This is a genomic window from Pseudomonas sp. GW460-LB5, from assembly GCF_059423245.1.
Genome location: NZ_JBWKXT010000010.1, coordinates 16,935 through 37,497, shown reverse-complemented (window position 1 = coordinate 37,497; position 20,563 = coordinate 16,935). Strand labels below are relative to the sequence as shown.

21 protein-coding genes are annotated in these 20,563 nt (G+C 62.5%); 9 read left to right on the top strand and 12 right to left on the bottom strand.

Going from position 1 to position 20,563, the window contains the following annotated elements; genetic code table 11:
• Positions 1-80 precede the first annotated feature (80 nt).
• On the top strand, positions 81-395 hold the full coding sequence (locus AC07XM_RS08650; protein WP_016489351.1) for a hypothetical protein: 315 nt from the start codon (positions 81-83) through the stop codon (positions 393-395).
• 143 nt (positions 396-538) lie between these two features.
• Positions 539-1,300, top strand: coding sequence for a YdcF family protein (locus tag AC07XM_RS08645; protein ID WP_070086617.1), 762 nt, complete (start codon positions 539-541; stop codon positions 1,298-1,300).
• A 129-nt stretch (positions 1,301-1,429) separates the two neighbouring features.
• On the opposite strand, the gene lnt is transcribed toward AC07XM_RS08645, so the two are convergent.
• The 4 genes from lnt to AC07XM_RS08625 are packed head-to-tail and all read right to left on the bottom strand — an operon-like array spanning position 1,430 to position 5,285.
• Complete coding sequence (gene lnt / locus AC07XM_RS08640; protein ID WP_016489349.1) at positions 1,430-2,947, bottom strand: apolipoprotein N-acyltransferase; 1,518 nt, start codon at positions 2,945-2,947, stop codon at positions 1,430-1,432.
• A gap of 8 nt (positions 2,948-2,955) precedes the next feature.
• Complete coding sequence (locus AC07XM_RS08635) at positions 2,956-3,795, bottom strand: CorC family transporter (protein WP_003249762.1); 840 nt, start codon at positions 3,793-3,795, stop codon at positions 2,956-2,958.
• Between the two features lie 25 nt (positions 3,796-3,820).
• The gene (gene ybeY / locus AC07XM_RS08630) at positions 3,821-4,294 is read right to left on the bottom strand and encodes an rRNA maturation RNase YbeY (RefSeq protein WP_016489348.1); all 474 of its coding nucleotides are present in this window, start codon (positions 4,292-4,294) and stop codon (positions 3,821-3,823) included.
• Positions 4,287-5,285, bottom strand: coding sequence for a PhoH family protein (locus AC07XM_RS08625; protein ID WP_016489347.1), 999 nt, complete (start codon positions 5,283-5,285; stop codon positions 4,287-4,289). The genes ybeY and AC07XM_RS08625 overlap by 8 nt, the downstream gene beginning before the upstream one ends.
• Before the next feature lie 232 nt (positions 5,286-5,517).
• On the opposite strand from AC07XM_RS08625, the gene AC07XM_RS08620 reads away from it, so the two are divergent.
• Entirely contained in the window at positions 5,518-5,844 is a 327-nt protein-coding gene (locus AC07XM_RS08620) for a DUF1820 family protein (RefSeq protein WP_016489346.1), read from the top strand.
• Positions 5,845-5,847: 3 nt separating this feature from the next.
• On the opposite strand, the gene AC07XM_RS08615 is transcribed toward AC07XM_RS08620, so the two are convergent.
• From AC07XM_RS08615 to AC07XM_RS08600, 4 genes are all read right to left on the bottom strand, one after another.
• Entirely contained in the window at positions 5,848-6,393 is a 546-nt protein-coding gene (locus tag AC07XM_RS08615) for a tetratricopeptide repeat protein (protein ID WP_102689301.1), read from the bottom strand.
• A gap of 200 nt (positions 6,394-6,593) precedes the next feature.
• Entirely contained in the window at positions 6,594-7,877 is a 1,284-nt protein-coding gene (hemL, locus tag AC07XM_RS08610; RefSeq protein WP_016489344.1) for a glutamate-1-semialdehyde 2,1-aminomutase, read from the bottom strand.
• A gap of 17 nt (positions 7,878-7,894) precedes the next feature.
• Positions 7,895-8,518: a thiamine phosphate synthase gene (gene thiE, locus AC07XM_RS08605; RefSeq protein WP_016489343.1), complete on the bottom strand. Its 624-nt coding sequence runs from the start codon at positions 8,516-8,518 to the stop codon at positions 7,895-7,897.
• A 13-nt stretch (positions 8,519-8,531) separates the two neighbouring features.
• Positions 8,532-9,329, bottom strand: coding sequence for a hydroxymethylpyrimidine/phosphomethylpyrimidine kinase (locus tag AC07XM_RS08600; RefSeq protein WP_016489342.1), 798 nt, complete (start codon positions 9,327-9,329; stop codon positions 8,532-8,534).
• 265 nt (positions 9,330-9,594) lie between these two features.
• On the opposite strand from AC07XM_RS08600, the gene AC07XM_RS08595 reads away from it, so the two are divergent.
• Together AC07XM_RS08595 and AC07XM_RS08590 are read left to right on the top strand one after the other, a co-directional pair.
• Positions 9,595-11,583, top strand: coding sequence for a sensor histidine kinase (locus AC07XM_RS08595; RefSeq protein WP_102689300.1), 1,989 nt, complete (start codon positions 9,595-9,597; stop codon positions 11,581-11,583).
• Between the two features lie 456 nt (positions 11,584-12,039).
• The gene (locus AC07XM_RS08590) at positions 12,040-12,300 is read left to right on the top strand and encodes a DUF3077 domain-containing protein (protein WP_016501785.1); all 261 of its coding nucleotides are present in this window, start codon (positions 12,040-12,042) and stop codon (positions 12,298-12,300) included.
• Positions 12,301-12,385: 85 nt separating this feature from the next.
• Here AC07XM_RS08590 and AC07XM_RS08585 read toward each other — a convergent pair whose 3' ends face one another.
• Both AC07XM_RS08585 and AC07XM_RS08580 read right to left on the bottom strand, forming a co-directional pair.
• A complete protein-coding gene (locus AC07XM_RS08585; RefSeq protein ID WP_082422026.1) occupies positions 12,386-12,772 on the bottom strand; it encodes a hypothetical protein in 387 nt (128 codons plus the stop codon).
• Positions 12,765-14,171 (bottom strand): PAAR domain-containing protein, encoded by a 1,407-nt coding sequence (locus AC07XM_RS08580; RefSeq protein ID WP_102689299.1) that lies wholly within the window; start codon positions 14,169-14,171, stop codon positions 12,765-12,767. The genes AC07XM_RS08585 and AC07XM_RS08580 overlap by 8 nt, the downstream gene beginning before the upstream one ends.
• A 269-nt stretch (positions 14,172-14,440) precedes the next feature.
• Between AC07XM_RS08580 and AC07XM_RS08575 the strand changes: the two genes are divergently transcribed.
• The 3 genes from AC07XM_RS08575 to AC07XM_RS08565 all read left to right on the top strand — a co-directional run bounded on the left by AC07XM_RS08575 (position 14,441) and on the right by AC07XM_RS08565 (position 18,387).
• Positions 14,441-16,093, top strand: coding sequence for an acyl-CoA dehydrogenase family protein (locus AC07XM_RS08575; protein ID WP_102689298.1), 1,653 nt, complete (start codon positions 14,441-14,443; stop codon positions 16,091-16,093).
• A 185-nt stretch (positions 16,094-16,278) separates the two neighbouring features.
• Complete coding sequence (amn, locus tag AC07XM_RS08570) at positions 16,279-17,742, top strand: AMP nucleosidase (RefSeq protein ID WP_016489333.1); 1,464 nt, start codon at positions 16,279-16,281, stop codon at positions 17,740-17,742.
• A 6-nt stretch (positions 17,743-17,748) separates the two neighbouring features.
• Positions 17,749-18,387 (top strand): pseudouridine synthase, encoded by a 639-nt coding sequence (locus tag AC07XM_RS08565; RefSeq protein WP_016489332.1) that lies wholly within the window; start codon positions 17,749-17,751, stop codon positions 18,385-18,387.
• A 120-nt stretch (positions 18,388-18,507) separates the two neighbouring features.
• Here AC07XM_RS08565 and AC07XM_RS08560 read toward each other — a convergent pair whose 3' ends face one another.
• Both AC07XM_RS08560 and AC07XM_RS08555 read right to left on the bottom strand, forming a co-directional pair.
• A complete protein-coding gene (locus AC07XM_RS08560) occupies positions 18,508-18,711 on the bottom strand; it encodes a DUF2788 domain-containing protein (protein ID WP_003249787.1) in 204 nt (67 codons plus the stop codon).
• A 54-nt stretch (positions 18,712-18,765) separates the two neighbouring features.
• Positions 18,766-19,242, bottom strand: coding sequence for an Lrp/AsnC family transcriptional regulator (locus AC07XM_RS08555; protein WP_016489331.1), 477 nt, complete (start codon positions 19,240-19,242; stop codon positions 18,766-18,768).
• A gap of 395 nt (positions 19,243-19,637) precedes the next feature.
• On the opposite strand from AC07XM_RS08555, the gene AC07XM_RS08550 reads away from it, so the two are divergent.
• Positions 19,638-20,474 (top strand): DUF6515 family protein, encoded by an 837-nt coding sequence (locus tag AC07XM_RS08550; RefSeq protein ID WP_016489330.1) that lies wholly within the window; start codon positions 19,638-19,640, stop codon positions 20,472-20,474.
• Positions 20,475-20,563: the final 89 nt, after the last annotated feature.

Sequence of the window (20,563 nt, the reverse complement as noted above, 5' to 3'; positions counted from 1 at the left end):
GCGGCAGGCGGCTGCTTTTCATTGCGCCGCTAAGCTCAGGTGTGGGGGGAGATATTCTTTATCTTCAATGAGGTGAACGGATGGGAGAGACGCAGCTACCCGCAATCAAGCCGGAGCTTTACGAGCGCCTGATCGACCGGCTTGGCCTGGCACTGGAAGCGGCCAGGACCTCGGTGCGATTGCGTGACGAGATGCCAGCCGAGCTGGAATTGCGCGGCCTGAGCCACGCCGAGTTCGAAGTGATCAAGGCCTACCTGGATGCAATCCCGGAGCGCCCAAGTGCCTGTGCCGGCAGTTACCCACAAGCGGAGCCGACATCGGCCAAGATCATCTGGCTCAAGGACAAGAAACGCCCCGCCAATGCGGCGAGATCCAGGACGCTGCCACATCGCTAGCCGTTCAGGATGCCAGCCGCAGGCCATCGCGCGCCGGTTCTGCAATATCACACAACCACACAGCTCACGATTGGCGCCGGTCGCACCCTTGTTGACCGGCGTCGATCCTTTTAGGCTGCACCCCTGCCAAGGAGGTGTGGCCGATGCCGATCCGATTCTTCATCAAACAATGGCTGATGCCGCCCGGCATCCTGTTCCTGCTGCTGCTTGCGGCCTGGTGGCTGCGTGCGCGGCGGCCACGATTGGCGGCGCTGTGCTTTGCCGTGGGGCTTGGTGGGCTGTGGCTGATGAGCCTGCCGCTGGTGGTACAGGAAACCGCCCGTATGCTGGAAAGCGAGCCGCCGTTGGCCGTGGGCGACTGGGGCGCCCTGGCGAGCCGGGCGGATGCCATTGTAGTGCTAGGTGCGGGGCGTGAGCGCGGTGACCCGGCCTGGGGCGGTAGCGACCAGCCCACGGCCACGGCGCTGGAGCGTCTGCGCTTTGCCGCGCAGCTGGCCAAAGCATCGGGGTTGCCGGTGCTGACCAGCGGTGGGCTGCACTATGGCACGCCGCCGAGCGAAGCGCGGTTGATGGCTGATCGCCTGCGTGAAGACTTTGCGGTTGCGGTGAAGTGGCGCGAGGAGGCAAGCCGCACGACCTGGGAAAATGCTCAGTTCACCGCCAAGGTGCTGCAACCGTTGGGCATTCGTCGCGTAGTGGTGGTGACCCAAGCCTGGCACATGCAGCGCTCGCGCTGGAGCTTTGAGCAAGCGGGATTCGAGGTGGTGCCGGCGCCGGTGGGGTTCCTGGGGCGCGATCATGCGCGGCCGTTTGCCGGGCTGCTGCCGGAGAGCCGGGCGATGTGGCAGAGCGGGCAGCTGCTTAATGAAGTGGTGGGGTTGGTGGGGTATCGGCTCTTCTATTGAACCTTGTGCTGCCTGTGACGGCCTCTTCGCGGGCTTGCCCGCTCCCACAGAATTAGCGCAGCCTTCGAGGCGTGTGCAGTCCCTGTGGGAGCGGGCAGGCCCGCGAAGAGGCCGTTACAGGCAGCATCATCAGACGGTTTTGGCTATGCGCCCTGCCAGCAACGCCCAGCCCAGCAGCAGCACACAGACGATCGCCAGCGGCCACGAGCGCCATTTCAGGTATGGCGTCAGTTGCTGCATCGGCACCACTTCGCCATACAGCACCGCCTGCTGGAATTGCGGCACTTGCGTGGTAATGCGGCCAAACGGGTCGATCAGGGCAGTCACGCCGTTGTTGGTGGCGCGGATCATCCAGCGGCCGGCTTCCAGTGCGCGCATCTGTGCCATCTGCAAGTGCTGCAAGGGGCCTATCGATTTGCCGAACCAGGTGTCGTTGCTGATGGTCAGCAGCAGGTCGCTGCGTGCGGCCAGGCCTGCGGCAAACTCGGGGTAGACCACTTCGTAGCAGATGTACGGCGCAACCTGATAGCCCTTGGCCTGCAACAGCGGCTGGTCTTCAGGCCCGCGAGCGAAGTCGGACATGGGCAGGTTGAAGAACTCGATCATGCCCCGCAGCATGTCCTGCAGCGGCACGTATTCGCCAAACGGCACCAGCTTCTGCTTGAGGTAGGTGCCATCGCCTTCACCGGTGACGGTAATGCCGTTGTAGTAGCGGCGCTGGTGATGCACCACTTCACGCACCGGCACGCCTGTGATCAGCGCCGAATGACGCTCGGCGGCGAAGCGGCCCATCACGTCGATGTAACCCTGGGCCTGGTCCTTGAGCACCGGCACCGCGGTTTCAGGCCAGACCAGCAGGTCCACAGGTTTGGAGCTGAAGCTCAGGTCACGGTACAGCGCCAGTTGCGCGTCGATGTGTGCCGGGTCCCATTTCAGGTCCTGCTCGACGTTGCCTTGAATGGCTGCCACTTTCAGCGGGTCGCCTGCCGGTTTGGTCCAGGCATGGCCCTTGAGTGCCAGGCCCAGTGCCCACGGGGCCAGTAACAGCAGGCAGGCGACGGCCAGGAACGAGGGGCGGGTGCGCAGGCGGTGCAGGTTGCACAGCAGGGCTGCTGTAAGCGCCAGGGCGAAAGAAACCAGCCATACGCCGCCCAGCGGTGCCAGGCCGGCCAGCGGGCCGTCCAGCTGGCTGTAGCCGGCGTAGAGCCAGGGGAAGCCGGTCAGGAACCAGCCGCGGAAGGCCTCTTGCAGCAGCCACAGGGCGGCGAAGCACAGCGCGTCGGCCAGTGGCGCTTCATTGCGCCTCAGCCAGCGCGCCCACAGCCAGGTGGGCAGGGCAAAGAACCAGGCCAACGCAGCGAAGAACGCCAACAGCAGCAGGATCGCCAACAGCGGCGAGGCGCCGCCGTAGGTGTTCATGCTGACGTAGATCCACCAGGTGCCGGCGCCATACAGGCCGAAACCGAACCACCAGCCCCGCCACATGGCCTGGCGCGGGCTGAGCTCGCGCAGGCCGAGGTAGAGCACGGCGATGGACAATATGGCCAGCGGCCAGATGTCGAACGGCGCCAGGGCCAGAAGGGTGGAAGCACCGGCCGCCAGGGCCAGCAGGTTACCGGGCCAGCCGGGGCGGGTGATCCAACGCATGTTTGTCCTTAACGGGTGATCGGGGTCAGGCGCAGCAAGTGTATCCGCCGGCTGTCGGCGTTGAGAATACGGAACTTGTAAGACCCGATCTCGGTGGTTTCGTTGCGCTTGGGCAGGTGGCCAAAGGCGCTCATCACCAGGCCGCCGACCGTGTCGAACTCGTCATCGGAGAACTCGCTGTCGAAGAACTCGTTGAAGTTTTCGATCGGGGTAAGCGCCTTGACCAGGAAGTCACCGCTGGGCAGCGGCTTGATGTAGCTGTCTTCCTCGACGTCGTGCTCGTCCTCGATATCGCCGACAATCTGCTCCAGCACGTCCTCGATGGTCACCAGGCCTGCCACACCGCCATATTCGTCGATGACGATGGCCATGTGGTTATGGTTGGCGCGGAATTCGCGCAGCAACACGTTCAGGCGTTTGGACTCGGGCACGAAAGTGGCCGGGCGCAACAGGTCCTTGATGTTGAAACTGTCGCCGTTCTCCTTGAGGATCAGCGGCAGCAGGTCTTTGGCGAGCAGGATCCCGAGCACATCGTCGTGGCTTTCGCCGATCACCGGGTAGCGCGAGTGCGCGGCGTCGATCACCGCTGGCAGAAACTCGCGAGGCGACTGGCCTGCCTTGATGCTGTTCATCTGCGAGCGCGGCACCATGATGTCGCGCACCTGCAGGTCGGCGACCTGGATGGCGCCTTCGACGATGGTCAGCGCTTCGCTGTCCAGCAGTTTGTTCTGATGGGCTTCGCGCAGCAACTCAAGGAGCTCCTGGCGGTTTTTCGGCTCATGGGCAAAAGCCTGGGTCAGTTTGCCCAGCCAGGACTTTTGCCCGTTGCTCGATCGATCTTCGCTCATGGCGGTTCTCGTGATCCTTCGTGTTTCAGTGTGTGATTGAGTCGGTTTCATCGTCGGCATACGGGTCGGGGTGACCCAGTTCTGCCAGCAATTCCCGTTCCAGGCCTTCCATTTCTTCGGCTTCCTCATCATCGATGTGGTCATAGCCGAGCAGATGCAGGCAACCGTGAATGACCAGGTGCGCCCAGTGGGCCTCCAGCGACTTGCCTTGTTCGGCCGCTTCGCGCTCGACCACTGCTACACAGATCACCAGGTCGCCCAGCAACGGGATATCGAGCAGGTCGTCGGGTACATCGGCCGGGAACGACAGCACATTGGTCGCGTAATCTTTATGCCGGTAGGTGTGGTTCAGCTCACGGCCTTCGGCTTCCTCGACCAGGCGAATGGTCATTTCCGAGTCGGCGCTGCGCTGGCGCAGGGCCAGTTCGCACCAGCGGCGGAAGGCGGCGTCATCCGGGGCGGCAGCGTCCGTGGCCCGTTGGATATCAAGTTCAAGCATTTTTGCCGGGCGCCTCGGGCTTGGCCTGGTGGGCTTCGAAGCGGTCGTAGGCTTCGACAATACGCTGCACCAGTGGGTGACGAACCACATCTTTGGGCTGGAAGTGGGTAAAGCTGATGCCTGGAACGTCCTTCAGCACCTCGATGACGTGTGCCAGGCCCGACTTGGTGCCGCGTGGCAGGTCGACCTGGGTGATGTCGCCGGTGATCACCGCCGTGGAGCCGAAACCGATGCGGGTGAGGAACATTTTCATCTGTTCCAGCGTGGTGTTCTGGCTTTCGTCGAGGATGATGAAGCTGTTGTTCAGGGTGCGGCCACGCATGTAGGCCAGCGGGGCGATCTCGATCACCTGGCGCTCTATCAGCTTGGCCACGTGCTCGAAGCCGAGCATTTCGTACAGGGCGTCGTACAGCGGGCGCAGGTACGGGTCGATCTTCTGCGCCAGGTCACCGGGCAGGAAGCCAAGCTTTTCGCCTGCCTCGACCGCCGGGCGCACCAGCAGGATGCGGCGCACCTGTTCGCGCTCCAGCGCATCCACCGCGCAGGCGACGGCAAGGTAGGTCTTGCCGGTACCGGCCGGGCCGATGCCGAAGTTGATGTCGTTGGCCAGGATTTCCTTCACGTAGCGCTGCTGGTTGAGCCCGCGTGGGCGGATGTTGCCCTTGCGCGTACGCAGCGACACGCTGACTTCGTTCACGGCCGGGTTGTCGATATTCTCGACAGCCGACTCCTGAAGGTACAGGTGCACGGTTTCCGGCGACAGGTCGGTTGCCTTGGTCTCGCGGTAGAGACGGCGCAGCAACTGTTCGGCCGCAGAGGTGGTCTTGGGTTCGCCGATCAGTTCGAACTGATTGCCGCGGTTGCGGATTTCGATGGCCAAGCGCTGTTCGATCAGGCGCAAGTGCTCGTCGAACTGCCCGCACAGGTTGGCGAAACGGTGGGCCTCGAAGGGCTCGAGGATGAAACGATGGGGTTCTATGGGTGCGTTCAAGGTCGTTTTTAGCCGCTCGACGGCAATGGGTGTGAACTCAAGAATAACCCTTGAATGCCAGTGGCGAAAGCACTGAAACGTTCAACGGTATGTACTGCCTGTTCTGGCCTCTTCGCGGGTGAACCCGCTCCCACAGGTTGTGTGCATGACCTGTGGGAGCGGGTTCACCCGCGAAGAGGCCGGAGCAGGTATCATGCCTGCCTTTTCTTACGCATGTGTTATCCCTCCCATCATGAGCAAACGCGAACCTGCCATCTATAAAGTGATCTTCCTCAACCAGGGGCAGGTCTTCGAGATGTATGCCAAGCAGATCTACCAGAGCGACCTGTGGGGCTTCCTGGAAATCGAGGAGTTCGTGTTCGGCGAGCGCTCGCAGCTGGTGGTAGACCCGAGCGAGGAGAAGCTCAAGAGCCAGTTCGAGGGGGTGATCCGCAGTTTCGTGCCGATGCACTCGATCGTGCGAATCGACGAAGTCGAGCGCCTGGGCACGGCAAAGATCAGCGAAGCCAAGGGCGGCGGCAATGTGATGCCGTTCCCGATGCCAATGCCGGAAAAGTAACCTTCAGGGGAGCGGCGAGAACGGCGTGCGCCCTTCGGTGTTCTGCAGTTCCAGCAGGTATTTGCGGAAAATCTGGCCGAGCACCTGGGTGGCATGCTCCAGCTCGTCGCGGGGCATTTGCTCGGTCACTTCGTCGGCCATGTCCAATGCATCTTCGGCACCGTTGACCGCGGCCATCTTCAGCAGGATGTAGGCCTGCACATTGTTGGCCTTGACCCCTTCGCCATGGAAGAACATGGCACCCAGACGGTACTGGGCGTCGGCCTGGCCTTGCAGCGAAGCCTTCTGGAACCAGTCCAGGGCTTTGTCGAGGTTTTTCGGCGTTTGCGTGTAGTAGTACTCGCCCAGTTCGAATTGCGCCTGGGCATCCCCCGCGGTAGCCGTCTGCTCGCAGGCCTTGAGGGCGTTTGCCAGGTCTTCAGGCTGAACATTCAAGGTGCAGCGGCCCGTCGCCGGAATCAGCAACGAGTTACCGCCCTCCGCCAAGGCCAGCAGGGGCTGAAGAAGCAACAGGCAGCCCAGGGTCAGGGCGCGGCCGGTGCGGTTCATGGGGATCGACTTACCTCTGCAAAGCTGCGGCCAATGTCTCTGGTGGCACATTATGGGATAAGCAGCGCCAACCTTACAAAGTTTTACTCGAATTTCTGCTTGGTTGGGGAAGTCAGCTGATTGTGCATGCGTAATTATTACCTGTACCGGCCTCTTCGCGGGGCAAGCCCGCTCCCACAGAGGCCGGTGCAGGCTGGCAATTACTTCAATGCAGCAAAGGCCTTTTCAGCTGCATCCAGGGTGATCTGCAGCTCCTTGTCGCCGTGGGCGATGGAGGTGAAGCCCGCCTCGAACGCGCTCGGTGCCAGGTACACGCCGCCTTCCAGCATCAGGTGGAAGAAGCGCTTGAAGCGTTCGGCATCGCTGCTCATCACGTCTTCGAACGTGACGATGTCGTCGGCGCCGCTGAAGTACAGGCCGAACATGGCGCCGGCCTGGGTGGTGACGAACGGTACGCCAGCGGCATCGGCACGTTGTTGCAGGCCATCAAGCATGCGGCTGGTGTAGTCGGTCAGCTCGGCGTGGAAGCCCGGGCGGCTGATCAGCTTCAGGGTGGTCAGGCCGGCGGCCATGGCCAGCGGGTTGCCCGACAGGGTGCCGGCCTGGTAGACCGGGCCGAGCGGGGCGATGCAGCCCATGATTTCGCGTTTGCCGCCGAAGCAGCCGACCGGCATGCCGCCACCGACGATCTTGCCGAAGGTGGACAGGTCCGGCTTGATGCCATAGTGGCCTTGGGCGCCGCCCAGGGAGACGCGGAAGCCTGTCATCACTTCGTCGAAGATCAGTACCACGCCGTGTTTGTCGCACTGCTCGCGCAGGCCTTCAAGGAAGCCCGGCGCTGGGGGGACGCAGTTCATGTTGCCGGCCACGGGCTCGACAATGATGCAGGCCACGGTCTGGCCGACCTCGGCCAGGGTTTTTTCGACCGCGGCAATGTCGTTGAACGGCAAGGTGAGGGTGTGCTTTGCAAAGTCTGCCGGCACGCCGGCCGAGCTTGGCACGCCTTGGGTCAGCAGGCCGGAACCGGCTTTTACCAGCAGGCTGTCGGAATGGCCGTGGTAGCAGCCTTCGAACTTGATGATGGCGTCACGGCCGGTGTAGCCACGGGCCAGGCGGATGGCGCTCATGGTGGCTTCGGTGCCCGAGCTCACCATGCGGACCATTTCCATGGATGGTACCAGCGAGCAGACCAGGTCGGCCATGTCGGTTTCCATGGCGGTGGGTGCGCCATAGGACAGGCCGTGTTCCAGTTGCTTGCGTACCGAGTCCAGCACGTCCGGGTGGCCGTGGCCAAGGATCATCGGGCCCCAGGAGCCGACGTAGTCGACGTAGCGCTTGTCGTCCTCGTCAACGACGTAGGCGCCTTCGGCATGCTTGAAGAACAGTGGCGTGCCGCCAACGCTCTTGAAGGCGCGGACCGGCGAGTTGACCCCGCCTGGGATGTGCTTCTGGGCTTTGGCGAACAGGTCTTCGGAACGGGACATGAAAGGTTCTCTCGAAATCAGGATGCGAACAAGGCGTTGAAGGCGCGGGCGCGGCGGGTGACTTCTTGCGCGCTGTCGGCACCGAACAGGCCATGGATCACCGCCAGCAGGTCGGCACCGTGGGCGACCAGCGGGGCGGCGTTGTCGAGGGTGATGCCGCCGATCACGGCAATCGGCAGTTTCACCTGGGCACGCGCCTGCTCCAGCAGTTCAACGTTGGCGGCGGGCGCGCCCGGCTTGGTAACGGAATTGAAGAAGCGGCCAAAGGCGACGTAGCTGGCGCCTTCACTGGCGGCCTGGGCGGCCAGCTCGAGGCTGGCGTGGCAGGTGGAGCCGATGATCGCCCGGCGGCCGAGCAGGGCGCGGGCCGGGGTCAGCGGGCCGTCAGTCTGGCCCAGGTGTACGCCAACGCCCAGGCGCGCGGCCAGTTCGGCGTCATCGTTGATGAGCAGCTGGGTGCCGTAGCGCTCGCAGAGCTTCATCAGCCCTTCGGCTTCACGCAGGCGGCGCGCCGCGTCGTCACTTTTGTCGCGGTACTGCAGCAGGCACACGCCGCCTTCCAGGGCCGCTTCGACATGGGACAGGAAACGGCCAGCGAGCAGCTGGCTGTCGGTGATTGCGTACAGACCGCGTAGCTTCATCGAAGGCCTCGTATCAGGAGCAGAAGTCCAGGGGCAGGCGGCGCGGCACGAACTGGCCCCTGCCCAGCTGTTCGGCGTCACGCAGGGTGCGCCAGGTGTAGTCCAGGGCGCTGCGCACGGCGCTTTCCAGCTGCTCGCCGAGCGCCAGGCGGCCAGCCAGGGCGCTGGCCAGGGTGCAGCCCGAACCGTGGTAGCTGCCCGGCAGGCGCTGGCAGGTCCAGGTGTGGTGCTGACCGTCCTGGGTGTACAGGCGGTTGTGAATTTCGTCTTCGTCGCCGTGACCGCCGGTAATCAGCAGGTGTCTACAGAACGGCAGCAGCTTTTCGGCACATTCGTCGGCGGTGCCTTCAGGCAGTTCGGCGAGGATGCGGGCTTCGGGCAGGTTCGGCGTGGCGATGGTCGCCAGCGGCAGCAGGCGTTCGCGCACGGCGTAGCCGACTTCGTCCTTGCCCAGGCGGCCACCGCCGCCGGCACGCAGCACCGGGTCGCAGACCAGCGGCAGGTGCGGGTGGGCGGCCAGCAGTTCGGCGACGGTGTCGACCATTTCGATCGAACCGAGCATGCCCAGTTTGACTGCGGCCACCGTGGAGTCGGCCAGTACGGCATTGGCCTGGGCCAGTACCCACTCGCGGTCGAGCACGCGGAAGTCGGAAACGTTGACGGTATCCTGCACGGTCAGGGCGGTCACTGCGGGTGCAGCGTGACAGCCTTGCGCGATCAGGGCTTCGATATCTGCCTGCAGGCCGGCGCCGCCACTAGGGTCGTGGCCGGAGAGACAGAGGACAACGGGGCGGGAGCTGTAGGTATTCATGGTCGGCGAGCTTACCACCAAACCTGTTTGGGCGGATCGTCCGACAAACGCGTTTTACTGATCGATTGGTCAGATTTTTGATTGGTGTTCTTCTGAAAGTATTGATTTAGAGCCTTTTCTTCGGTTTTTGAGATGGCCGATTGCCAGGTTGCGAAGCTATGCTAGAGTGCTCGGATAACTCGACAAACGGGTGCTGCCGGATCACGTCGTCTCAAACGGATGGGAGGCTAACGCGACGCGACTGGACAGGCCATGCTGGGGCTGTATGCGCTATTTGCTGATTGTGCTTTTGGGCTTGCTGCCCGTGCTGGCCGGAGCGGTCGATTTCGACGACGCTACCCGGCATCTTCCATTGGGCAAAGCCATGCAGGTTTACGAAGACCTCGATGGCAGTGCCAGCATCGCCCAGGTGAGTGCCCCCGGGTTCGCCAAATACTTCAAACCTCACCACGAAGACGTGCTGAATGCCGGTTACTCCACCTCGGTGTTCTGGCTCGAGGTCGAGCTGCGCCCGGTTGGCGCGCCCAGCGCTGCCCCACGGCAATGGCTGCTTGAGCTGGCCTATCCGCCGCTGGACCACCTCGAACTGTACCTGTCCGACGGCAGGGGTGGCTTTCACCTGGCCCAGCGCACCGGCGATGCCTTGCCCTACGACAGCCGCCAGATCCGGCAGAACAACTACCTGTTCGAATTGCAGCTGCCGCCTGGGCAGGTAACCACCGCCTATCTGCGCCTGCACAGCCAGGGCTCGGTGCAGGCGCCGCTGGCGCTTTGGTCCCCCGAGGCCTACATGGAGGAGCAGCCCACCCGCTTGTATGTGCTGGGAATGATCTACGGCGTGTTGCTGGTGATGCTGGTGTACAACCTGTTCATCTACCTCAGCGTGCGTGACGTCAGCTACCTCTACTACATCCTCTATATTGCCTCGTTCGGTTTGTACCAGGTGTCGGTGAACGGTGCGGGCGTGGCCTACTTCTGGCCCGACAGCCCTTGGTGGGCGAACGCCTCGACGCCGCTGTTCATTGGTGCAGCAGGCCTGTTCGGCTGCCAGTTCGCCCGGCATTTCCTGCAACTGGGCAACATCAGTCGTGGCTTCGACCGGCTGCTGCAGCTACTGATGCTGGGCGGTGCGCTGGTCATGGTGCTGGCGGTGAGCATGCCCTACGGCATTGCCCTGCGCATGGCCACGCTGCTGGCATTACTGTTCACCGTCAGCATCTTCAGCGCTGGCTTGTACGCCTGGTGGCGGGGCTTGCGCGTGGCGCGCTGGTTCATCATCGCCTGGACGGCGTTCCTGCTTGGCGGCCTGGTCAACACCTTGATGGTGCTGGGCTATCTGCCAAATGTATTCATCACCATGTATGCCAGCCAGTTGGGTTCAGCGCTGGAGGTGGCATTGCTGTCGCTGGCGCTGGCGGACCGCATCAACAGCCTGCGTGAGCAGCAGGCGCAGACCTTGCGCGAGACCGGGCGCACGCTGGAGCAACTCAACCTGCAGTTGGCCAGGAGCAACCGCCTGAAAGACGAGTTCCTGGCCAGCGTGACCCATGAGCTGCGCACCCCGATGAATGGCGTGATCGGCTCGCTGGAGCTGATGCACACCCTGCCGATGGACGCCGAAATGGCCCAATACCACCGCACGGCGGTGGGGTCGGCGCAAGGCATGATGGATATGGTCGACGCCATTCTCACCCTGTCCGAACTGCAGGCCGGCCGCCTGCGTGCGCAGCCGACGCCGTTCAGTCTGCGTGCGCTGCTGCAGGGCTTGCGCGCTGGTTATGCAGGGCAGGCCCTGCGCAAAGGCTTGTACCTGAGCCTGGACATACCGGCCGACCTGCCGGACGGGCTGCTGGGTGACGGGCAGAAACTGGCCCAGTGCCTGGGCTGCCTGGTGGACAACGGTTTGAAGTTCACCCATCAGGGCGGGGTGATGATCCAGGTGCGCGGCCGCCGGTTGGGGCCGGGCGACCTGGCCTTGACCTTTACCGTCAGTGATAGCGGGATCGGCTTCGATGACCTGGAGCAGTCGACCCTCTATCAGCGGTTCTTCCAGGTCGACGGTTCGATGACCCGGCGGTATGGCGGTTTGGGGATTGGTTTGTCGATCTGCCGGCAGATGGGGGAGTTGCTGGGGGCGCGGTTGGCGCATGAGTCAACGCGCGGGTTGGGGAGCCGGTTTGAGTTGAGTTTGAACATGGCGATTTCGCAGGTGCAGATGACTCCGAATATCCAACAGACGAGGCGTTCGCTGTAGGTTTTTATTGGGGCTGCTTTGCAGCCCTTCGCGGGCACGCCCGCTCCCACAAGGATCGCGCACAGCTTGGGCTGAGCACAAAACCAGTGGGAGCGGGCGTGCCTGCGAAGGGCCGCAAAGCGGCCCCAAGAGATTCATTGGCTACGATGATTTCAGACTCTTCCTACGGCTCGGGGCTGGCAACTCCACCCTCCTGCGAAATACCCTACAACCTCTGTCGACACGCATCTGATTGTTCCTGCAAATCCCGCCCTCTAGGCTTTGCCTGTCGCTGACGGTTCAGCGATCGGGTGTGGAAACCTGGCAGTACATATGGTGCTTGTTGTCATGACAGCTGTACGCGGGAGGCTTTCGCCTACCGGGTTTGCCATATGCCTGGATTTCCACTCCGTGTGCAGCTGTCACCCCAACGTGTGGAAACTGACGGGTGGCACATAACGATATGGTGCCCAATCGATGACCGACGAAACCAAAACCACCCCAGGCGTAACCTATTTCTACCAAGGCGAAGGCCAAACCCATCCTCTGTTCCGCATAGCCGAAGGCATCCCCTGCCGCAGCGCCCGCGAGCAGGCCTCCGAGTTGATGGGCTATGCACGGGACTTGTCGCTGACCGGTTTGATGGATGGCGACCAGCAAATGATGTGGGCATCGCATTACTTCGCAGCCATGGCCAAGGCGCTGCTGGATGATGCCGAGCTGGGCTTGATGCGCTGACTTTTGTATTGGCTGTACCGGCCCCTTCGCGGGTAAACCCGCGAATTAGCTGTGCGCTCAGCTTTTTCTGAAACATGTTTGTGTCTCATTTGATCAGCTTCATTAGGTAATATGCCGCTACCCAGGCAATGCCAACAGTATTTAGCGAAGATGCAATGAGTATTTTTCTTCTTAAATACCTGGGGAATTGTAAGTGGTCTTGCTCATCCAATAGCCCAAGGCGAATGCTGGAGGCGGGGGATCCAATGGCACCGGCGATTACAGAAATAACTAGAATTCTGGAACCAATTCTTTGCTCTCCCCACATGCCGGTCGCAAATGGAAGGCACGCGCTACGTTGGAGTGCTGAGGTCATTTCTTTATATTGGCGAGAACAGGCGATGTGAAGGTCAGCTACAAGCCCGATTAAAGCGAGGCAGATAGGAGCGCCTAACAGAAATAATCTTATTTTTACGTCAAGGTGATCAATCATCTCCAAAGACCTCGAAGACTAGTTCGCCTAGCTCCTCGCCTGCTTCCATACCACCGATGCTGCCGGCCAAGGCGCCTCCGCCAGTGATCACTATTCCACATGCAACGGCGTAGGGTCCGACTCTCCAGCAAACCTTCGCAGAAATCCTGCCCGCGAGTTTTCCTGCCAACCAGCCACCCGCTAAGCCACCGGAAAAATTACCTGCCTCAGTAACGCTGACTTTTTTACAGGCATGTGTGTTGCCCTCTTTGCACACCTCAGAAATTTTCATAGCAGCTCCGCTACCGCCGATAGCAGTGCCAATACGCCCTCCGGTTTTTAAATATTTAGCCATTTTGGCCAGCTTGTCCAAATGTGTCGAGTAACCAGGGATGTGGCTCGGCGCCCCTGCTTTACTCCAGTGGTGTACTAAGCTTCTTGACGATATACCTAAATCCCGGCGGAGGTTTTCATGATTTCCAAGGTTGAGGCGTTTGTTTAAAAGGGTGGCTTTTAAGTTTGCACTCAGTTGCGTGAACAGTTTTTGACGTTCCGCAAAGAACTCAGGGTGCCTAAGGTGCCCATGCTTGATGAATTGATCTTTATGCAGGTCTTCAATTTTTCGCAGTATGTCGCTGAGTTCATCCAGCGACTTGCCAACCATCGCCTCACTTACCCCCATCGCCAGGCTCACATCGCTGAGCAACCCGGCAATCTCGGCCTGATGGCGCATCATGAACTCGGCCTCTTCTGGCGTCAGGCTCGCCAACGCTTCCCGCGCCTGTTTCGCCGCACTCATTGCAGTCAGTTCTTCACGCGTACACACCGGCCGCTGCAACCCGTCGCCAATGACAAAGATCTCACCTGCCTTGAACCCACGCTGATAGGTCGGGTTCAGTCGTTCCAGAATCGAGCTAGGCAGGTTGGCCTGCGGCGCGCCGAGTTCTGCCAAGACTTCCTGATACGTCATGCAGCGCGGAACGATGTAGAAGCCAGGCTCCATGCCCTGCGCTGTTTTTGAGGGCTGATGTGCCCCAGGTTGATAGCTGCTGCTTACTTGGTTACTCGCTTGGGCCTGTGGTGGTGCCTCATGAACAGGCTCATGTGCAGGCGCCCTGCGCGACGCCGCAGGGGCGTATCCACTTGCAACCAGGCGATTGCTGCCCGATGGGCACCCGCATTGCACCAGCGCTCCATCCAGAGCAGTGGGTATGTCGTCCTGCCGCCAACGAGATTCGCCCTCGATGATGGTGCCCGCTTGTCCACAGAGCGGGCAGGGTGTGGTCGGGTCGCCTTGAAGCAGCCAGTTGCGGCCATGCACGCGGCCCCTGGCCCGGCTGGCAATACAAACAGCGCCTGTGGTGGTTTGGTCGCCCTCAAGGCCCTGGTATCGGCCGAAGATGTTCATGCGCATGCTCATGGCTTGCCTCTTTTTTGAGGATGAAAGCCAGGAACCTAGCAGCCTGTAGACGGGTATTTTCGGAGCAGGGGGGGCTTTAGGAAGCGTCCTACAGGGGATAGAGAATTGGACTACAAGCCTTGCTGGGTGGCACCGCCTGTCAGCCCTGATGCATTCCCAAGGCATGCGCCACCCCCCACTACACGTTTAGTCATTAATGCCCCTTTGACTCCCCGGCAAGCAGTGCTTCACTGGGTCTCTCAAGCCTACCCGGATCCAGGAGCCCCCCGATGAACCTGCACCAGTACGCTGAAACCCACGAAGTCACCAACCAGCCACGGTCCCTCGACGGCGCCAACCTGTACCGCCTCGACCTGCCATTGCAGGAGTGGTCACGGCGTTTCGGCGCGGGCTGGGCCGAGTCGCGGATCGATGCCTATGGCGCTCTGGCGGGGGGGCCGCTGATGCAGGCAGGTTTCCTGGCCAACGCGCACAAGCCGGAGTTCATCAGCCACGACCGCTACGGCCATCGCATCGACCTGGTCGAGTTCCACCCGGCCTACCACCAGCTGATGCGCACCGCCGTCGAGCACGGTCTGCCTTCCTTGCCTTGGGCCGAACCCCGCGCTGGCGCCCATGTGGCACGGGCTTCGATGACCTACCTGCACAGCCAGGCCGAAGCCGGTACCGGCTGCCCGCTGACCATGACCTTCGCCGCCGTGCCGGCGCTACGCCTTCAGCCCGAACTGGCCGAGTACTGGCTGCCGAAAATCCTGGCCTGCGAATATGACCCGCGCAACGTCGGCGACCGGCACAAGGCCGGGGTCACCCTGGGCATGGCCATGACCGAGAAGCAGGGCGGCACCGATGTGCGCGCCAATACCACGCGGGCGTATCCGGTGGGCGCACCTGGCCCGGGGCAGCCGTACGAGCTGGTCGGGCACAAGTGGTTCTGCTCGGCGCCGATGTGTGATGCATTCCTGACGCTGGCGCAAACCGAAAAAGGCCTGAGCTGCTTCCTGCTGCCGCGCCACCGCCCGGACGACAATCGCAACCAGTTCTATATCCAGCGCCTGAAGAACAAGCTGGGCAACAGCTCCAACGCCTCCAGCGAAGTGGAGTTCCGTGGTGCGCTGGCGTGGATGATTGGTGAAGAAGGGCGGGGTGTGCCGACCATCATCGAGATGGTCGCCATGACCCGTTTCGACTGCATGGTGGGCTCCAGCGCCCTGATGCGTCAGGCGCTGACCCAGGCGACCCACCACTGTGCGTACCGCAAGGTCGGCGGGCGGGTGTTGAACGAGCAGCCGCTGATGCAGAACGTGTTGGCCGACCTGGCCCTGGAGAGCGAGGCTGCACTGGCCCTGAGCCTGCGCATGGGGCAAGCGCTGGAGCAACTGGACGACCCGCAGCAGGCGCATTTCGCCCGGTTGGTCACGGCGGTGGGCAAGTACTGGATCTGCAAGCGCGCGCCGGCCATGATCAACGAGGCCGCCGAATGCCTGGGCGGTGCGGGTTATGTCGAAGACAGCATCCTGCCGCGACTGTACCGCGAGGCGCCGGTCAATTCGACCTGGGAAGGCTCTGGCAACGTACAGTGCCTGGATGTGCTGCGGGCCTTGTCCAAAGAGCCGGGCGTGCTCGATGCGCTGTTCACCGAATTGGGCGATGGGCATGGGGATCCGCGCCTGGCGGCGCATATCGGCAACCTCAAGGGGGCATTTGTCGACACCGGCGACATACAGTACCGCGCGCGGCAGCTGACCGAGGATATCGCCCTGGCGCTTCAGGCCAAACTGTTGCTGGAGGCGGGCAATGCGGTGGTCAGTGACGCGTTCATCGGTAGCCGGCTGACGGGTGGTGGACGGGTGTATGGGGCGCTGCCTCGGGGTGCCGATGTGCAGGCACTGGTGAGCAGGGCAACACCTGCCTGGCCGAGTTGAGCTGGCTTTGAAGGGCTCACCGCCGGCAAGCCAGCTGCCACAGGTCATGCACAAGGTTCGATGCCGGTGGAGTACTTGTGGCAGCTGGCTTGCCGGCGATGAGGCCGGTACTGACCGCCGGGGATGTAATTGCCACGAAACGCAGGCAAGATGGCCCACATGCATGTCCAGACAGGAAGCACAGTGTGAGCCACGCTTTTGTAGTCGTTGATACCCCCGAACAGGCCGTCGACCGTCTGGCGGCCCTGCATGAACAGGCCACGGGGGCCCTTAGCCAGGCCCTCAAGCGATACCTGAAGGACCGTACCGAGCCGGGCGCCGACGAGCGCGACCTGTTCCGTTACCCGGCACTGCGCCTGACCTACTACAGCCACGGTGAGGTTGCCGCCACCACGCGGGCCTATGCCAAGGTCCAGGTGGCCGGCACTTACAGCGTCACCGTCACCCAGCCCGCCGCGTTTCGCGGCTACCTGCTGGAGCAACTGCGCCCACTGATGCACGACTACACCGTCACGGTAGAAGTGGGCATCAGCGAGCAGAACATTCCCTACCCTTATGTGGTTGACCAGGGTGACGAACTGGCCGGCAGCGGTATTACCGCCGCGCAGCTGGCACGGGTATTCCCCAGCACCGACCTGTCGGCCGCCACCGACAACATCGCCGATGGCCTTTACGACTGGGACCGTGCCGAAATTTTCCCACTGGCGCTGTTCGACGCCGCGCGCGTCGACTTTTCGCTGCGCCGCCTGGTGCACTACACCGGCAGTGACTGGCGCCATGTGCAGCCGTGGATCCTGCTGACCAACTACCACCGTTATGTCGACCAGTTCATCAGCCACGGTCTTGAGCAACTTCGCGACGACCCGCGCTTCGTGCGCATGGTGCTGCCGGGCAACGTGATCATCGAAAAAGCCATGGACCATGGTGAAACCCAGGCCCTGGTCGCCAGCGTGATCTGGCACCGCTACCAGATGCCGGCCTACCACCTGATCGCCGCCGATGGCGACGGCGTGACCTTGGTCAACATTGGTGTCGGCCCATCCAACGCCAAGAACATCACCGACCACCTGGCCGTGCTGCGTCCGCACTGCTGGCTGATGATCGGCCACTGCGGCGGCCTGCGGCAGTCGCAAACCATCGGCGACTACGTGCTGGCCCACGCCTATATGCGCCGTGACGGCATTCTTGACCGGGTAGTGCCGCCGAACATCCCGATTCCCGCCCTGGCCGAGGTGCAGATGGCCTTGCAGGAGGCTGCCGCGCAGGTCACCGGTGAGCGTGGCGAACAGCTGAAAAAGCGCCTGCGCACCGGTACCGTGCTGACTTACGACGACCGTAACTGGGAGCTGCGCTGGGCGCAGGAGCGTCCGCTCATCAACTTGTCGCGCGCCGTGGCGGTGGACATGGAAAGCGGCACCATTGCCGCCCAGGGTTATCGATTGCGCGTGCCGTACGGCACCTTGCTGTGTGTCTCCGACAAGCCGCTGCACAGCGAGATAAAGCTGCCAGGTTCGGCCAACGCCTTCTACAACCGGGCGGTCAGCCAGCACCTGAAGATCGGCATTGCGGCCCTCGACCTGTTGCGCACCGAGCTCAACTCGCTGCACTCGCGTAAACTGCGCAGCTTCGATGAGCCGCCGTTCCGCTGAGGATCCATGTCACTGCCACCCCGTAACAAGCCGCGCCGTCCCCAGGCGCGGCCTGCCGCCGGCCCGCGTCGCCAGCCCAAGGCGCCACCGGCCGAGCCGCGCCTGATCCTGTTCAACAAACCGTTCGACGTGCTGACCCAGTTCAGCGACGGCGAAGGGCGCGCGACCCTCAAGGACTTCATCGACATCGCAGGCGTGTACCCGGCCGGCCGGCTGGACCGTGACAGTGAAGGCTTGCTGTTGCTGACCAACGATGGCGGGCTGCAGGCGCGTATTGCCGACCCCAGGCACAAGCTGGCCAAGACTTACTGGGTGCAGGTGGAGGGGGAACCGAGCGACGAGCAGTTGCAGCGTTTGCGTAATGGCGTGGAGCTGAACGATGGGCCGACCTTGCCGGCCGAGGCACGGCGCCTGGAGGAACCCGAACTGTGGCCACGCAACCCCCCGGTGCGCTTTCGCAAGAGCGTGCCGACCAGCTGGCTGGAACTGGTGATCCGGGAGGGGCGTAACCGGCAGGTACGGCGGATGACGGCGGCGGTTGGGCTACCGACCTTGCGCCTGGTGCGGGTGCGGATCGGGGATTGGGCGCTGGATGGGCTGGAGCAGGGTTGCTGGCGCGAAGTAGTTCCGAAGCTACAGCGATAAGGGGGGCCGCTTTGCGGCCCATCGCGACACAAGGCCGCTGTGACAGGTACAGGGCCAGCCTCAGGCATGTGTATTCCCTGTTGGAGCGGTCTCGCGTCGCGAAAGGAGCGCAAAGCAGCCTTACACCCCTTCGAGAAACCCCACCACCACGCTCTTGATGATAAAGGCCAGCACCCCCAGCCCCAGCACGAAGAACAGGATCAACGTCCCGAACTTGCCGGCCTTGGACTTTTTCGCCAGGTCCCAGACGATGAAGCCCATGAAACCGATCAATACGGTGACCAGGATGATCATCATCCACTCTTCGAATACGGCGGGATCCATCTGTGTTCTCCAGGCAGGCTGAGCAGCTGATTATACGCGGGCTACCGTGGGTATTTAACGCAGGTGGGTCAATGGCAGCTCGGTGCTGGCCAACACCTGGTTGAGCACAAAGCTCGAACGCACGCTGGTGACGCCCTCGATGCGGGTCAGGCTGCCTAGAAGCAGTTTTTGGTAATGGTCCATGTCTGGCACCACCACTTTGAGCTGGTAGTCGGCATCCATCCCGGTGACCAGGCTGCATTCAAGCACCTGCGGCAGGACACGGATGGCCGCCTCGAAGGTTTCGAAGCGCTCCGGGGTGTGGCGGTCCATGCCGATCAGCACGTAGGCGGTCAGGCTCAGGCCCAGCTTCTTGCGGTCGAGCAGGGCCACCTGGCGCGAGATGTAGCCGTCGTCCTCCAGTTGCTTGACCCGACGCGAGCATGGCGACGGCGACAGGCCGATGCGTTCGGCCAGTTCCTGGTTGGAAATGCGCGCATCGCGCTGCAATTCGGCGAGGATGCTCAGGTCGTAGCGGTCAAGTTTGCTCATGGCATTTGCCTTTTCTGTACGTATTGCGGCGAATTATCAATCCAGGGTGAAAAATTGCGCAAGTGCTATTTATCTGAGCAATCTTCGCAATCCTCTGCCGCAACCTCTCCGGTATCTTTATCAACAGAATCACTGCCCGGACATCAGTCCACGGCGACGCGCTCTAGGCGGGCGGTCGCGGCCAGCCATCCAACAGGATGCGCCAGGCCCCCGGGCTACACACCCTTCAGAAGACGGTGTGAGGTGAGCCGGCGCCACAAGTGCCGAGCACGGACGACAATTTCAGAAGGGAGGCCCTGCGGCCTCCCTTTTTTCTGTCTGGAAATTTAATTGGCCTGGGTGGCCGTCACGGTAGACTGGCTGTGATTGCAGCATTTTCTACCGAGAGGAACACCATGAAGTCGCGCATCTGGCAGTTGGCAGGTGTTGGTTTGCTGGGTTTGAGCATCAGCCTGGGGGCTTTGGCCGAAGGGCCGGGTGAGGGGCATGGCGAACGAGGCCAGCAAGGGCAAGCAGATGGTATGCCCGGCCGCTCGCTGAACTCACGCGACGAAGTGCGCCAGACCCAGCCGCCAAGGCAGGGCTACTACCAGGACATTCCCCGGCGCCATGGCGATAACCGTCAATGGGAAGCCGGCGGCCCTGGGCAACGCCCGGGTGGTGATTGGCAGGGGCGCCCGGATGGCCATGGCAACGGCTGGGGGCCTGGGCCGCAGTATCGCCCGGGGCACACGGTGGATCATTTCCCCGACCGCTACTGGAAAGTGCCCTACCGTGGTGCTGACTACTTCTACTCCGGTGGCTACTGGTATCGCCCGCATGGCGGCAGTTACATCGTGGTGACGCCGCCTTACGGCGTGCGGATCAATTACCTGCCGCCCTATGCGCAGGAGGTATGGCTGGGTGGTGCGCTGTTCTTCCTGGTGGCGGACACCTATTACCAGTATCTGGCTGACAGCCAGGAGTATGTGGTGGTCAACCCGCCCTCCGTCGCGCCGGCACCCGTACCGGTGTCACCGGCCAACGGCGGGTACGACGTGGTGGCTTACCCGATGAACGGGCAGGGGCAACAGCAGCAGGAGCAGGACCGCTACCAGTGCCATCGCTGGGCGGTGAGCCAGTCGGGATTCGACCCGGCGACGGCGACTTACGCACCGGCGGCCAATGTGCTCGACACCTATCGCCGGGCGCTGGGTGCCTGCTTCAGTGGCCGGGGTTACAGCATCAACTAAGCCAGTTGTGCTGTCGGTCCCGGCCCTGTCGCCGGCAAGCCAGCTCCCACAGGTATTGCGCATGCCCTCAGGCCGGTCACGCCTGTGGG

Bases quoted from the DNA above. Each gene is read 5' to 3' on its own strand.
- AC07XM_RS08650 (WP_016489351.1), top strand. From the start codon at position 81: ATGGGAGAGACGCAGCTACCCGCAATCAAGCCGGAGCTTTACGAGCGC.
- AC07XM_RS08645 (WP_070086617.1), top strand. From the start codon at position 539: ATGCCGATCCGATTCTTCATCAAACAATGGCTGATGCCGCCCGGCATC.
- lnt (WP_016489349.1), bottom strand. From the start codon at position 2,947: ATGCGTTGGATCACCCGCCCCGGCTGGCCCGGTAACCTGCTGGCCCTG.
- AC07XM_RS08635 (WP_003249762.1), bottom strand. From the start codon at position 3,795: ATGAGCGAAGATCGATCGAGCAACGGGCAAAAGTCCTGGCTGGGCAAA.
- ybeY (WP_016489348.1), bottom strand. From the start codon at position 4,294: ATGCTTGAACTTGATATCCAACGGGCCACGGACGCTGCCGCCCCGGAT.
- AC07XM_RS08620 (WP_016489346.1), top strand. From the start codon at position 5,518: ATGAGCAAACGCGAACCTGCCATCTATAAAGTGATCTTCCTCAACCAG.
- AC07XM_RS08615 (WP_102689301.1), bottom strand. From the start codon at position 6,393: ATGAACCGCACCGGCCGCGCCCTGACCCTGGGCTGCCTGTTGCTTCTT.
- hemL (WP_016489344.1), bottom strand. From the start codon at position 7,877: ATGTCCCGTTCCGAAGACCTGTTCGCCAAAGCCCAGAAGCACATCCCA.
- thiE (WP_016489343.1), bottom strand. From the start codon at position 8,518: ATGAAGCTACGCGGTCTGTACGCAATCACCGACAGCCAGCTGCTCGCT.
- AC07XM_RS08600 (WP_016489342.1), bottom strand. From the start codon at position 9,329: ATGAATACCTACAGCTCCCGCCCCGTTGTCCTCTGTCTCTCCGGCCAC.
- AC07XM_RS08595 (WP_102689300.1), top strand. From the start codon at position 9,595: ATGCGCTATTTGCTGATTGTGCTTTTGGGCTTGCTGCCCGTGCTGGCC.
- AC07XM_RS08590 (WP_016501785.1), top strand. From the start codon at position 12,040: ATGACCGACGAAACCAAAACCACCCCAGGCGTAACCTATTTCTACCAA.
- AC07XM_RS08585 (WP_082422026.1), bottom strand. From the start codon at position 12,772: ATGATTGATCACCTTGACGTAAAAATAAGATTATTTCTGTTAGGCGCT.
- AC07XM_RS08580 (WP_102689299.1), bottom strand. From the start codon at position 14,171: ATGAGCATGCGCATGAACATCTTCGGCCGATACCAGGGCCTTGAGGGC.
- AC07XM_RS08575 (WP_102689298.1), top strand. From the start codon at position 14,441: ATGAACCTGCACCAGTACGCTGAAACCCACGAAGTCACCAACCAGCCA.
- AC07XM_RS08565 (WP_016489332.1), top strand. From the start codon at position 17,749: ATGTCACTGCCACCCCGTAACAAGCCGCGCCGTCCCCAGGCGCGGCCT.
- AC07XM_RS08560 (WP_003249787.1), bottom strand. From the start codon at position 18,711: ATGGATCCCGCCGTATTCGAAGAGTGGATGATGATCATCCTGGTCACC.
- AC07XM_RS08555 (WP_016489331.1), bottom strand. From the start codon at position 19,242: ATGAGCAAACTTGACCGCTACGACCTGAGCATCCTCGCCGAATTGCAG.
- AC07XM_RS08550 (WP_016489330.1), top strand. From the start codon at position 19,638: ATGAAGTCGCGCATCTGGCAGTTGGCAGGTGTTGGTTTGCTGGGTTTG.